Source organism: Plesiomonas sp. (assembly GCF_051650925.1).
In the GTDB taxonomy this organism is placed as follows: domain Bacteria; phylum Pseudomonadota; class Gammaproteobacteria; order Enterobacterales; family CAMTGL01; genus Plesiomonas.
The window spans coordinates 1-13,808 of record NZ_JBOFRH010000335.1 but is presented as its reverse complement, the minus strand read 5'-3'; the positions used below and the strand labels follow the sequence as shown (position 1 = coordinate 13,808).

Here is a 13,808-nt window from a genome sequence, read left to right as displayed (position 1 = left end):
TGGCGCAGGTCAATCAGTTGTTGATGAATACACTCAAGCAACAGGGTATTGATCGCTACTGGTTAGTGGGCTACTCAATGGGCGGGCGGATAGCCTGTTTTCATGCTACGCAATCTGCGGAGCAATTTACTGAGCAAGCTACTGAACAGGTTAAAGCACAGCATGATCACGCACTCAGTAGCCGACCGTGTCATGATGAACAAGGCTCTGATAAACAAGATCATGGTGCTTCATTCTCATTATCACCGTCTGGGTTGTGCGGGCTGAGTGTTGAGGGCGCACATCCGGGGTTGGCACAGGAAGAGCAGTGTCTTGGCCGCTGGTATCATGATAATCGCTGGGCAGAGCGTTTTCGCCGCCAGCCGCTGGCAAATGTACTCGACGAGTGGTATCGCCAGCCGGTATTTGCCGATCTTAGCGCCGATATGCGCAGTGCCATGATCGCCGCCCGCAGTCAGAATGATCCACATGCGTTGGCGATGATGCTTGAAGGCACATCACTGGCCCGTCAGCCACAAATGAGTCGTGCATTGCTGCGCTTATCTGTGCCATTTGCGTATCTGACCGGCAGTAAAGATGTGAAGTTTCAGCGTATTGCACAGCAGTACGGGTTTCCGTTAACCGTAATTACTGATGCCGGACACAATGCACATACCGCGAATCCGGCAAAATTTGCTGCAGAGGTGCGCCGTATTCTGAATGGCGCTCATTGAGCCTTTGCTCGTGAACACGTGTTCTTGGCGATGAAATACGCTATGACATAAAAATCGTGATAATGAGGCAAAACAGCCCGCGTATTATCACGGTTTTTGTTTGTTACCATTTTTTCAATCATAGGAAGCAGCCTGATGCTTTATCCAAGCGAAGAAGAACTGTATGCCGCGGTAGAATGGCATGATTGCTCAGAAGGTTATACCGATATTCAGTACCACAAATCGGCTGACGGTATTGCTAAAATCACCATCAATCGCCCAGAAGTTCGCAATGCGTTTCGTCCGCTGACCGTTAAAGAGATGCTACAGGCACTGGCTGATGCACGCTATGACGATAATATCGGCGTTATTGTGCTGACAGGTCAGGGCGAGAAAGCGTTCTGTGCCGGCGGCGATCAGAAAATTCGTGGTGATTACGGCGGTTATCAGGATGATTCGGGTGTGCATCACCTGAATGTGCTCGATTTTCAGCGCCAGATCCGCACCTGCCCGAAACCGGTTGTTGCCATGGTTGCCGGATATGCAGTCGGGGGCGGCCATGTGCTGCATATGATGTGCGATCTGACCATTGCGGCAGAGAATGCTCAGTTTGGTCAGACTGGCCCGAAAGTGGGATCGTTTGACGGCGGCTGGGGTGCATCGTATATGGCCCGTATTGTTGGCCAGAAAAAAGCGCGTGAAATTTGGTTTTTATGCCGCATGTATGGCGCACAAGAAGCGCTGGATATGGGGCTGGTGAATACGGTCGTTTCACTGGAAAACCTTGAGCGTGAAACCGTGCGCTGGTGTCGTGAAATGCTGCGCAACAGCCCAATGGCACTGCGTTGCTTGAAAGCGGCACTGAATGCCGATTGTGATGGTCAGGCAGGTCTGCAAGAGTTGGCCGGTAATGCCACTATGCTGTTCTATATGACCGATGAAGGTCAGGAAGGGCGCAACGCATTTAACGAAAAGCGCCAGCCAGATTTCAGCAAATTCAAGCGTAACCCGTAATCACTGCTGTTGTCGGTTCGATTCTATGTAAGAGCCGCCATTGTAAAGCAACCCTTGTTAATACCGCACGCTGCCGCTATCACTGAAATAGCGGCAGCGTGTAGTTGGGTTGCAACAATAAAAAACAGTAGCAGTGACAACAAATATCATCGCACCCTTTGATAACCGCACGCTTGAGCCTGCTTCCCGCAGAATAAAAGTCTGCGCCACCAGCATAATGGATTAGCGAATACCACCATGAAAACTGCCGCTCTGTACCGCTATAGCCTGCCGATGGAGGCAGGAATTGGCCTGCGTAACCGTCCGTTAAAAACCCGTGAAGGCCTGATTATTCATCTGCAACAAGGTGATAAACAAGGTTGGGGGGAAATTGCCCCGTTGCCGTATTTCAGCGAAGAGACGCTTGAACAAGCTCAGGCTGATGTACTGTGCTGGCTAACTCGCTGGCAGGCTGGTGAGCAACCTGAAGAACCACAGTGGCCGTCGGTGGCTTTTGGTGTGAGCTGTGCAGAGGCTGAACTTTCCGGTGAACTGCCTGTGCAGGGTGATTTTCGTACCGTACCGCTCTGCTCAGGGGATCCCGATGAGCTGTTTGCCACGCTGAATGCCATGCCCGGAGAGAAGATTGCGAAGGTAAAAGTGGGTCTGTATGAGTCGGTGCGCGATGGCATGATAGTCAACATGCTGCTTGAGGCGCTGCCCGATTTAACGTTGCGTTTGGATGCCAACCGCGCGTGGACGCGCGCAAAAGCTGATGGCTTTGCAAAATATGTAAACCCAGATTACCGTGCGCGGATCTTATTTCTGGAAGAGCCGTGCAAAACGCCGCAAGAGAGTCTGGCTTATGCCCAGTATACCGGCATCAATATTGCGTGGGATGAAACGGTACGTGACCCCGACTTTGTAGTTAAAACCGAAGAGGGTGTTACAGCAATTGTGATTAAACCAACACTGGTCGGCAGCTTGCAACGTTGCCAAGCCTTGGTCACTCAGGCGCATGAGCAAGGTTTAACGGCAGTTATCAGCTCAAGCATTGAATCTAGCCTTGGGCTGACTCAATTGGCGCGGGTCGCCGCATGGCTGACACCTAACACTCAGCCGGGTTTAGACACCTTAAATATGATGACAGCACAACTCCTGCGCCCGTGGCCAGACAGTGCGTTACCAATGATCAGCCAAGGCCAGTTGGAATGTCTCTGGCAGCGTTAAGTGATTATCCGTGGCGGATATGGGCAGAGCAGCGTGCGGCCCAAACTGCGCTGATCACCGAACAGGGCGCGCTGACATGGCAGCAATTGGCAGCAGAGATTGATCTTCGCGCGCGGCATCTGGCTGCGCGCGGAGTCTCTGCCGGAACCGGCGTAGCACTGCTAGGCCGCAATAGCTCTGCGTTATTGCTCGATTATCTGGCCATAATTCAGCTCGGTGCGCGAGTTTTGCCGCTGAATCCGCAATTGCCAGAGCTTCAGCGAGCAGAGCTTGTGCAAAAGTTGGATATTGGCCTGTTGTTTGATCTGCAATGCTCTGAGCTACAAGGGTCAGATCTTCAGACTTGCCACGCCTCTTGTACGGTGGGTACCGATAATCTGGCGCAACATAATCGGCAAACCACTTGTGATTATCAACCTGAGTGCCGCGCACCGTGGCAGCCATCACGACCGGCTACAGTTACCCTGACTTCCGGTTCAAGCGGCCTGCCCAAAGGCGTGGTGCACTCGGTGGCCAACCATTTGGCCAGTGCCGACGGTTTATTGCAGTTGATGCATTTTACTGCCGCAGATAGCTGGCTTCTTAGCTTGCCGCTGTTTCATGTTTCGGGTCAGGGCATTGTCTGGCGCTGGTTACTGCGTGGTGCTCGGTTAGTTCTGCGCGATACGCGTGATCTGTCGCACGCGCTACATGGTTGCACGCATGCATCGTTAGTGCCGACACAGCTTTATCGCTTGCTTAACCAGCGCGCGCAGCAGGATAAGCCGGCAGTGAAACCGGTATTGCGTGAAGTGTTGTTGGGCGGAGCGATGATCCCCGTTGATCTCACCAAACAGGCCGAACGCGTAGGTATTGCTTGCTGGTGCGGCTATGGGATGACCGAAATGGCCTCAACAGTCAGCGCAAAACGCGCCGACGGCTTGCCCGGTGTAGGGCAGTGTTTACCGCGCCGCATGTTGCATCTAGAGCATGGTGAGATCTGGGTTAAAGGTGAACCACTGGCACTGGGTTACTGGCGTGAGGGCACTATTGAGCCACTGACTAACCCGCAAGGCTGGTTTGCGACACGTGATCGGGGTTGTTGGGAAAACCAAGAGCTGCGGATCTTAGGCCGTTTAGACAACATGTTTATCAGTGGTGGCGAAAATATTCAGCCTGAAGAGATAGAGCGGATACTTGCCCAGCATCCGCAAGTTATGCAGGCTTTTGTGCTGCCCGTGTCTGATTGTGAATTTGGGCAGCGCCCTGTTGCAGTGTTACAGTTAAATAGCCATAACAACACCCTGTTTACGGAAATTTCCCAGTGGCTAATGCCACAAATCAGCCGTTTTAAGCAGCCAATTGCCTATTACGCCTTACCGGAAAATTTGCAACAAGGCGGAATTAAAGTATCCCGTAAAGCCGTTGCGATTTGGCTAGCAGAACAATCGTAACTGATACTTTAAATCGCATCAATGCACCTTAAACCGCATGAAAGTTCATCAAAATAGGGGAGATTAATCCCCTTTTTTATAGATATTCGGATCATGAATTTCCATATACACCTGTGGGCGAGGCAGTGGTTCAAAACCGTATTTATTGTACAACGCATGGGCATCGGCAGTTGTCAGTACAAAACGGCGTAAGCCTTGTAAATCTGGGTGTGCCATTACTGCCTCAAGCATCGTTCCGGCAATACCCTGACCCCGAAACTCCTCCAGCACAAACACATCGCACAGATAAGCAAACGTAGCATAATCTGAAATAACACGGCAGAACCCCACCAGTTCATCGCCCTTGAGTGCACTAAAACACAATGAGTGATCAAGGCCGCGCAGCAGCGTTTCCCGTGGAATGCGGCGAGCCCAATTGCTCTGTTCAGAAAGGAACTGATAAACCCGTTCATCATCAACATCTTTGCGCTGATCGGAAATGGTTATTTGCAACATGCTCATACTCCGGTTACGACACTGTTTATTGAGCATACCCTAATTTGCGGGGGGATAAAGCCGACAACAGGTTAAATTTAACGGATGCCTAAGAGACTACACCCGTGTGGTCTGTTTTTTCTGCGCGATAAAACTTAAAAACAGCGCCATTGCTTAACGGAAAGCGACCAACAGCGGTTATTTGGTCAGAAACGGCGATAGCTTCCAACGTTGAAAGCATAAAAGCATGATGATTACATCAAGCATAGCGTAAAGCGCTTTGCCATCACACTTTCTCACAAAAATTGTTGCTGTAATGTCGAGTACTCTTAGGTGGTTTTGTTGCTTATTAAAGAATTGGGGGGATAAGAGCCATGATAAATGATACGTATTTAACATCTGTTGTCATTCGATTCATTGATGACATGACATTGCGATATATTTCACGGTGTGAATTTTATATTCACCTACAATCCTCTCCCGTTGATATCACAACCAATAAATAGATAAAGATATTCATGGCGTTATCAGTAATACCATGTCTTTTGGAGAGTTATTGCATGTCCGTAACCACCTTTCAGCGTTCTTACCTTGCGTTATCCCTTGCTGCACTGCTATCTGGTTGCAGTATGTCATCGGCAGTTGCACCGGTATCCCTTGCACAGCAACACCCAAATGTGATTGATCGGCAGGGTTCTCCGGCAGCACTACAGTTGTTTGATAGTTATAAAAATCAAAAATTTAACCCATTGTTGGATATGGGCAGTTGGCATGGTTTTTTACTGCCGGCTGATAGCCGCGATTACGGTGGTTTTACTGGCCCAATGCTGGTGGCTGAAGAGTATGGGGCTTTTATCGCCCGTGAATTAGAGCAACTGAGCATTCTTAATACCGCTTCTGGTCAGTATTACGATCTGAGTTCAGCAGACGTGACCCTGACCTCGTACCCCGGCATGCTGTTACAACGCTACCAGTTTGCCGATTTTGCGCTGAATTTAGAGCTTCGTTTTGTCAGCAACCGTACTGCACTGGTGAAAACCACACTGGAAAACCGCAGTCAGGCTACGCAAACCGTACAGCTAATTTGGCGTGGTGGGCTTAATGACCAGTGGAATGAGCAGCTTTCACTGGCAGAAAAATACCCTGACTGGCAGCGTATGCAGATTGCATCATCACAAGGGGTTGAGTATCGCTTTGGTAAGATCCGCGAAATGTGGAATTTGATGATGAGCGGGGAGTCTACTTACCAAATTCAACGATCTATTCCGGTTGAGAATAAGAGTGAGGGGCTCAATTATCAGGCCACATCTGCAGTAATCACCATTGCGCCGCAAAATCAGCAAACCGTTTTCACTACGCACACCTATACCCATACCAACGCGGAAAAACAGGCCGAAGCCAATAAAGTTACCCAGTTTTTGCAACATGGACAAACCGCGCTTGATGATTCAGCAAAACGTTGGGAAGGGTATTTGCAGCAGGGGCTAAACAATGCCAATGCCAGCAAAGATCAAACACATGTAGCAGTAAAAGCGATGGAAACACTGCACGGCAACTGGCGCAGTGCGGCTGGAATGCTCAAGCACGATGGTGTGACACCGTCAGTCACCGATCACTGGTTTAACGGCGTGTGGGCATGGGATACCTGGAAGCAGGCGTATGCACTGGCACACATCAATCCGGCGTTGGCAAAAAATAATATTCGGGCCATGTTTGATTACCAGATTCAATCTGACGATACACTGCGCCCATACGATGCTGGTATGGTTATTGATGCGGTATTCTACAACCAAGATGGCGAGCGCGGTGGTGACGGTGGAAACTGGAATGAGCGTAACACCAAGCCAGCGTTGGCAGCTTGGGCTGTGTGGGAGGTCTATACCACTACCCAAGATAACGCATGGCTGGCTGAAATGTACCCGAAATTACAGGCTTACCATGATTGGTGGTTTAGCAACCGTGATCACAATGGTAATGGCATCGTTGAATATGGTGCAACCAATCACCCGATCCACAATGATGCTAACGGTAACATCAAATTTGAGATCCAATCGACAGATCGTGCGTTGACCAAATCATGCAGCCCGATGACGGAAACCGGTAAAACCAACTGGTATGCGTGCAGTGGCATGGCGAATTACGAGCGTGCGCTGGCATCTGGCAACTATACCGATATGAATATTGAAGCGCAGCACGGTGCGGGCTGGGAATCGGGTATGGATAACGCGGCACGGTTTGGTTTTATCTCCGCTACCCAACTGCAGGCGTATGCAGACAAACACTATCAGGGGGATACAAAGCGCGCCCGTGCCGACTGGCAGGTAAGGTTCTTTGAAAACCGTGATCAACAAGGTCAACTAGTTGGCTTCTCTATCAATCAGGAGTCTGTTGAACAAAATGCCTATCTGTCTAAAGAGAAGCAATTGTTGGCACAAATGGCCGAAATATTACAGCAACCACAGCAGGCAAAAACCTATCGGCATGATGCGGTAAAACTGCAAAATTACATCAACCAATGCATGTTTGATGCTGATTCGGGCTTTTATTACGATCGCCAGATCAGTGAACAAGACCGCCCTGATGCTAACGGGTGTGTCGGCACGCTGCTAACAGCACGTGGCCGTGGGCCAGAAGGCTGGTCGCCATTATGGGCTGGCGTTGCAACACAACCGCAAGCCGAGCAGGTTGCGAGCGTAATGCTAAACAGTAATGAATTTAATACGTTAGTTCCTTTGCCAACGGCCGCAAAAACCAACCCAGCTTACGATAAAGATATCTACTGGCGCGGGCGAGTATGGATTGATCAGGTCTATTTTGGCATTCAAGGGTTGAATAATTATGGCTATACCAAGGAAGCAAATCATCTGGCTGCCAATGTATTTTCCCACGCTGAAGGCATGACTGGAAACGGGCCAATTCGTGAAAATTACAATCCGGAAACCGGTGCAATGCAGGGGGCGACCAATTTCAGTTGGAGCGCCGCACACCTGTATATGCTTTATCATTCACTGAATTCGAGCGGTACAGCAGTGAAGTAACGGTAGTTATTGAGAAAACGAGTATAAAGGCCGGTAACGAAGCGTTCGTTTATCGGCCTTTTTCGGTTAATGCTGTTTTCTGTTCTCTTCCTTTTATTATTTTTTATGCCAGCCATTCCCCCTCTGTTTTTCAGTTTTCCGCGTTCTGTTTTGCATCCCTAGAAAAGCGTTAAGTGTATTAACAATATGGCTGATTAGTTTATGTGTGCAGATGTATTTGATGTGATTGCAATGTGAAAACAAGGCAGTTATCTGAGTGTAATTTGTATTTTACGTGTGTTTTAGCACAGGTTTTTATGCCGAAAATCGACAGAATTGTTATGAATACGCTATTATCCACAACACCCCTACGGGTATGCGTTAAGACAGACGTGTTTCAGAGCACTTAAAATAAAAAGCAAATGTGATCAAAGTGATCAAGGAGATGACCATGCAGGTCAGCAGAAGACAGTTTTTTAAAGTCTGTGCTGGCGGTATGGCAGGAACAACATTGGCTGCACTGGGGTTCGCCCCCGCAACTGCGCTGGCCGATGTTCGCAGTTATAAACTGATGCGGGCAAAAGAGACCCGCAACACCTGCACATACTGTTCAGTCGGCTGTGGAATTTTACTCTACAGCTTAGGTGATGGCGCGAAAAACGCGAAAGCCGAAATTTTTCATATCGAGGGTGATCCCGATCATCCGGTCAACCGAGGTGCATTGTGCCCGAAAGGGGCAGGGCTGGTGGATTTTGTCCACAGTGAGAATCGCCTAAAATACCCGCAATATCGCGCACCGGGCTCTGATAAATGGCAGCGTATCAGCTGGGATGACGCTTTTAGCCGCATTGCCCGTTTAATGAAAGATGATCGTGATAGCCATTTTGAAACCACCAATGAGCAGGGCGTTACCGTAAACCGTTGGTTAAGTACTGGCATGCTGTGTGCATCGGCGGCCAGTAACGAAACGGGCTGGATAACGCAAAAAGTGGTGCGTTCATTAGGAATGTTAGCGGTCGATAACCAAGCGCGTGTCTGACACGGACCAACGGTGGCAAGTCTTGCCCCAACATTTGGTCGCGGTGCGATGACAAACCACTGGGTTGACATTAAAAATGCCAACCTGATTGTGGTGATGGGCGGGAATGCAGCAGAAGCGCATCCTGTCGGTTTCCGCTGGGTGATGGAAGCTAAAACCAAAAATAATGCCAAACTTCTGGTGATTGATCCGCGCTTTACTCGCACGGCATCGGTTGCTGACTACTATGCCCCTATCCGACCGGGTACGGATATTGTCTTCCTGTCTGGGCTGATTTTACACCTGCTGACCGAAAACAAGGTCAACATGGAGTACGTGCGCGCCTATACCAACGCTAGCCTGCTGGTGCGGGATGACTACGCTTTTAATGATGGCCTGTTCTCCGGCTACGATGCCGAAAAACGGCGCTATGATAAAACCAGCTGGAATTACCAGCTTGGCGCTGATGGTTATGCACTGGAAGACCCGACACTCACCCATCCGCGTTGTGTCTGGAATCTGCTTAAACAGCATGTCAGCCGCTATACCCCTGATGTGGTTGAGAATATCTGTGGCACACCGAAAGAGGCATTCCTAACGGTCTGCGACTATATTGCTCAGACCAGTGCGCCGGATAAAACCACCTCGTTTTTATATGCTTTGGGCTGGACACAGCACTCTGTCGGCTCACAGAATATCCGTACCATGGCGATGGTTCAGTTGTTGCTTGGGAATATGGGCATGGCAGGCGGTGGCGTTAACGCACTGCGTGGCCACTCCAATATTCAGGGTTTGACTGATGTTGGGCTGTTATCACAAAGCTTGCCCGGTTATCTGAGCCTACCATCAGAAAAAGAGACAGATCTCGCCACTTATTTAGCCAAAAATACACCTAAACCGCTGCGTGCAGGGCAGGTGAACTACTGGGCTAATTATCCAACCTTCTTCATCTCATTGATGAAATCGTTCTGGGGAAACAGTGCCACGCCTGAGAATAACTGGGGCTATGATTGGTTACCTAAGTGGGATAAAGGCTACGATGTTCTGCAATACTTCACCTTAATGGGGCAGAACAAAGTAAACGGCTATATTTGTCAGGGTTTTAATCCCGTTGCCTCTTTCCCTGATAAAAATAAAGTGGTTGCTAACCTGAGCAAGCTCAAGTTTTTGGTCACCATTGATCCGCTGGTCACTGAAACATCTACATTCTGGCAAAATCACGGCGAAATGAACGCGGTTGATACTGCGGCCATTCAGACGGAAGTGTTCCGCCTGCCGTCTACCTGTTTTGCGGAAGAAGATGGCGCAATTGTTAACTCTGGCCGTTGGTTACAATGGCACTGGAAAGGGGCGGATGCGCCAGGTGAAGCTCGCGGCGATCAAGAGATTATTGCGGGGATCTTCTTAAAGCTCAAAGAGTTGTATGCCAAAGAGGGCGGCGCATATGCCGAGCCGATCCATGCTTTAAGCTGGAACTATCTGCAACCGGAATCGCCAAGCCCTGAAGAGCTGGCGAAAGAGCTGAACGGGAAAACCTTAGCCGATCAGTTTGATAGCCGTGATCCTACCAAAATCAAACTGAAAAAAGGTGAGCAACTCTCAACGTTTGCCCAGTTAAAAGATGACGGCTCTACCGCCAGTGCGTGCTGGATCTTTGCCGGAAGTTGGACAGCGGAAGGAAACCAGATGGCACGGCGAGACAATGCCGATCCATCAGGGCTTGGCAACACCTTAGGTTGGGCGTGGGCGTGGCCAGTCAATCGGCGGATCTTGTATAACCGCGCATCAGCAAATCCAGCCGGACAACCGTGGGATCCAAAGCGCAAACTGATTGGCTGGAATGGCGAGATCTGGAGCGGTATTGATGTGCCTGATTTCAAAACCGATGCAGGGCCTGACAGCAACGCAGGGCCATTTATCATGCAGCCGGAAGGCTTGGGGCGTTTATTCGCACTCGATAAAATGGCTGAAGGCCCGTTCCCTGAGCACTATGAGCCATTTGAAACCCCGATTGGTACTAACCCGATGCATGCTTCGGTGATCTCGAACCCAGCAGCGCGGATCTTCAAAGAAGATCAGGCGCAGTTAGGCTCTCACACCGAGTTTCCCTATGTGGGAACAACTTATCGGCTAACCGAGCACTTCCACTACTGGACCAAACATTCGCGCCTGAACGCCATTATTCAGCCCGAACAGTTTATCGAGATCAGTGATGTGCTGGCTGCTGAAAAGGGCATTGCGCATGGTGATACGGTGAAAGTATCTAGCCAGCGTGGTTATATCAAGGCCAAAGCGGTTGTTACCAAGCGGATAAAACCGCTGACCGTAAACGGCCAAACGGTATACACCATCGGTATTCCTATCCACTGGGGCTTTGAAGGGGTAGCGAAAAAAGGCTTTTTGGCCAATACCCTAACACCGTTTGTCGGCGATGCGAACAGCCAGACACCGGAGTTCAAGGCATTTTTAGTTAACGTCGAGAAGGTATAACGGAGTCAATTATGTCAATGCAATCACAAGACATCATTCGCCGTTCAGCCACCTCGTCGCTGACGCCGCCGCCGCAAACGCGCGATTACAAAACTGAAGTGGCCAAGCTGATTGATGTCACCACCTGTATCGGCTGTAAAGCCTGTCAGGTGGGGTGTTCAGAGTGGAATGACTTACGTGATGAAATCGGCAGCAATGTGGGTGTCTATGATAATCCGGCCGATTTGTCGGCCAAAACATGGACACTGATGCGCTTTAGCGAAACCGAAGAGAACGGTAAGCTAGAGTGGCTGATCCGCAAAGATGGCTGCATGCACTGTAGTGATCCGGGGTGCCTGAAAGCCTGCCCGTCAGAGGGGGCAATCATTCAATACCGTAACGGTATTGTTGATTTCCAGTCAGAACAGTGTATCGGCTGCGGTTACTGTATCTCCGGTTGCCCGTTCAATATTCCGCGGATTAACGAACAGGATAACCGAGCTTACAAATGCACCTTATGTTCTGATCGCGTTAATGTCGGCCAAGAGCCTGCATGTGTGAAAACCTGTCCGACCGGTGCTATCCATTTTGGCTCGAAAGAGGATATGTTGCAGTTGGCCGAAACGCGGGTTGCCGAGCTGAAAACGCGCGGCTTTGCCAATGCGGGCCTGTACGATCCGCAAGGCGTTGGCGGAACACATGTCATGTATGTGCTGCACCATGCCGATAAGCCCGATCTTTACCACGGTCTGCCAAAAGATCCGCATGTGAGTGACACCATCCGGTTTTGGAAGAGTGTCTGGAAACCGTTGGCTGCCATCGGCTTTGCGGCAACCTTTGCAGCCAGCTTGTTCCACTATGTGGGCGTGGGGCCAAACAGAGTTAGTCAGGATGAGGAAGAGGATGCAAACAGCAACTCAACCGAAGCGGGCACTCAGCCGGCCACTGATTCGCCTACTCAAGAGCAGCACCGTTCGCAGGATCAGGATAAAGGAGGCAAACAATGAGTCAGCAGCGTCTTATCCAGCGTTACAGTGCGCCGGAGCGGATCAACCACTGGATTGTCGCCTTCTGCTTTATGCTGGCGGGGATCAGTGGGTTGGGCTTTCTGTTTCCCTCGTTTAACTGGCTGATGGGTATTTTTGGCACACCGCAATTAGCGAGGATTTTGCACCCTTTCACCGGTGTCATCATGTTTGTCGCCTTCAGTTTCATGTTTATACGTTACTGGCGGCACAACCTGATCAACCGTGAAGATCTGATCTGGGCCAAGAATATTCACCGTATTGCCATGAACCATGAAATGGGGGATACCGGCCGCTATAACTTTGGGCAAAAATGCGTATTTTGGCTGGCGATTGTCAGCCTGATGCTATTGCTGCTCAGTGGTATTGTGATCTGGCGACCGTATTTTGCCCCTGCGTTTCCTATTCCGCTCATTCGCATTGCACTGTTGTTGCATTCCGTTGCGGCTGTTGGGCTGATGTTGGTCATTATGATCCACGTTTATGCTGCATTGTGGATCAAAGGCACAATCACCGCGATGGTTGAAGGTTGGGTTACCGCAGGCTGGGCGAAGAAGCATCACCCACGCTGGTTTCGTGAATCACAACAAAAAAACCTCGCCAATAGCGATAAACCAAGGCAGTAATTTTTCATGAGTATCCGCATCGTTCCAAAAGAAAAATTGGATGCTGATGGCAGAAAAAACAACACGGCGGGGGCTATCCCGCCGTTACTTTTCGCCAATATCAAAACCCTGTATCAACACCGTTCTGCGCGCATGACCACGTTGGCACAACAGCACCCATTTGCAGAGTACCTGAATTTTGCCGCGCAACTTGCGCAGGCCCAACATCATGCGCAGCATGATCATCCGTTACCTCAACGCGAGCGCCAATGGGTGAGAGAGAATGCCGCGTTAGATTCAACACCCCCTTTGGCAGTAAAAACACAGGTTCGCTCAACGCATTGGCATCAGTTATTGCATGCCATCATTGCCGAGTTACGGCCCGATATGCACGAACCCATTTCGAGCGTATTAGATAGCCTAGAAAAAGCCTCTGCCACAGAATTAGAGCAGTACGCCGATGCACTGCTGCATTACGATTTTGCTTCGGTAGGCAGTGATAAAGCACCGTTTTTATGGGCTGCGTTATCCCTATATTGGGTGCAACTGGCCGCAGAGTTACCAAAACATGCCATTGCAGAATATGGCGAACAACGCCAGTGTTGCCCTGTATGCGAAAGTGTACCGGTTTCCGGTGTTATTCAACTGGGTACGGCACAAGGTTTGCGCTATCTGCACTGTGCTCTGTGTGAGTCAGAGTGGCATGTCGTGCGGGTAAAATGTAGCCAGTGCGAACAGACAGGCAAGCTCGATTACTGGTCACTTGACAGTGAACACGCCGCCATTAAAGCCGAAAGCTGTGGTGAGTGTGGCAGTTATCTCAAATTGCTTTATCAGGAAAAAGACCCTCAC

At 49.9% G+C, this 13,808-nt stretch carries 10 protein-coding genes; 9 read left to right on the top strand and 1 reads right to left on the bottom strand.

From position 1 onward, the window contains the following. The 4 genes from ACRC27_RS07830 to menE all read left to right on the top strand — a co-directional run. The coding region (locus tag ACRC27_RS07830; RefSeq protein ID WP_438639591.1) for an alpha/beta fold hydrolase at positions 1–713 on the top strand (713 nt) is incomplete at its 5' end. Between the two features lie 135 nt (positions 714–848). Beyond that, entirely contained in the window at positions 849–1,706 is an 858-nt protein-coding gene (gene menB, locus ACRC27_RS07825; protein ID WP_438623098.1) for a 1,4-dihydroxy-2-naphthoyl-CoA synthase, read from the top strand. A 237-nt stretch (positions 1,707–1,943) separates the two neighbouring features. Then, the gene (gene menC, locus ACRC27_RS07820; protein WP_438639590.1) at positions 1,944–2,915 is read left to right on the top strand and encodes an o-succinylbenzoate synthase; all 972 of its coding nucleotides are present in this window, start codon (positions 1,944–1,946) and stop codon (positions 2,913–2,915) included. Beyond that, on the top strand, positions 2,897–4,348 hold the full coding sequence (menE, locus tag ACRC27_RS07815; RefSeq protein WP_438639589.1) for an o-succinylbenzoate--CoA ligase: 1,452 nt from the start codon (positions 2,897–2,899) through the stop codon (positions 4,346–4,348). Before menC ends, menE begins: the two co-directional genes overlap by 19 nt. 63 nt (positions 4,349–4,411) lie before the next feature. Here menE and ACRC27_RS07810 read toward each other — a convergent pair whose 3' ends face one another. Then, positions 4,412–4,843 carry a GNAT family N-acetyltransferase gene (locus ACRC27_RS07810; protein ID WP_438630198.1) on the bottom strand — a complete coding sequence of 144 codons (432 nt, stop codon included), beginning with the start codon at positions 4,841–4,843 and terminating at the stop codon, positions 4,412–4,414. A gap of 539 nt (positions 4,844–5,382) precedes the next feature. Between ACRC27_RS07810 and ygjK the strand changes: the two genes are divergently transcribed. From ygjK to fdhE, 5 genes are all read left to right on the top strand, one after another. Next, entirely contained in the window at positions 5,383–7,860 is a 2,478-nt protein-coding gene (gene ygjK / locus ACRC27_RS07805) for an alpha-glucosidase (RefSeq protein WP_438639588.1), read from the top strand. Between the two features lie 430 nt (positions 7,861–8,290). After that, on the top strand, positions 8,291–11,347 hold the full coding sequence (gene fdnG / locus ACRC27_RS07800; protein ID WP_438631367.1) for a formate dehydrogenase-N subunit alpha: 3,057 nt from the start codon (positions 8,291–8,293) through the stop codon (positions 11,345–11,347). Positions 11,348–11,358: 11 nt separating this feature from the next. Next, positions 11,359–12,333: a formate dehydrogenase subunit beta gene (gene fdxH / locus ACRC27_RS07795; RefSeq protein WP_438623104.1), complete on the top strand. Its 975-nt coding sequence runs from the start codon at positions 11,359–11,361 to the stop codon at positions 12,331–12,333. Continuing rightward, the gene (gene fdoI / locus ACRC27_RS07790; protein WP_438631369.1) at positions 12,330–12,977 is read left to right on the top strand and encodes a formate dehydrogenase cytochrome b556 subunit; all 648 of its coding nucleotides are present in this window, start codon (positions 12,330–12,332) and stop codon (positions 12,975–12,977) included. Before fdxH ends, fdoI begins: the two co-directional genes overlap by 4 nt. Before the next feature lie 6 nt (positions 12,978–12,983). Beyond that, the coding region (fdhE, locus tag ACRC27_RS07785; protein ID WP_438639587.1) for a formate dehydrogenase accessory protein FdhE at positions 12,984–13,808 on the top strand (825 nt) is incomplete at its 3' end.

What these genes read in the sequence shown, in the direction of transcription:
- menE (WP_438639589.1), top strand. Translation starts at nt 2,897, where the DNA reads ATGTCTCTGGCAGCGTTAAGTGATTATCCGTGGCGGATATGGGCAGAG.
- fdoI (WP_438631369.1), top strand. Translation starts at nt 12,330, where the DNA reads ATGAGTCAGCAGCGTCTTATCCAGCGTTACAGTGCGCCGGAGCGGATC.
- menC (WP_438639590.1), top strand. Translation starts at nt 1,944, where the DNA reads ATGAAAACTGCCGCTCTGTACCGCTATAGCCTGCCGATGGAGGCAGGA.
- menB (WP_438623098.1), top strand. Translation starts at nt 849, where the DNA reads ATGCTTTATCCAAGCGAAGAAGAACTGTATGCCGCGGTAGAATGGCAT.
- fdxH (WP_438623104.1), top strand. Translation starts at nt 11,359, where the DNA reads ATGTCAATGCAATCACAAGACATCATTCGCCGTTCAGCCACCTCGTCG.
- ACRC27_RS07810 (WP_438630198.1), bottom strand. Translation starts at nt 4,843, where the DNA reads ATGTTGCAAATAACCATTTCCGATCAGCGCAAAGATGTTGATGATGAA.
- ygjK (WP_438639588.1), top strand. Translation starts at nt 5,383, where the DNA reads ATGTCCGTAACCACCTTTCAGCGTTCTTACCTTGCGTTATCCCTTGCT.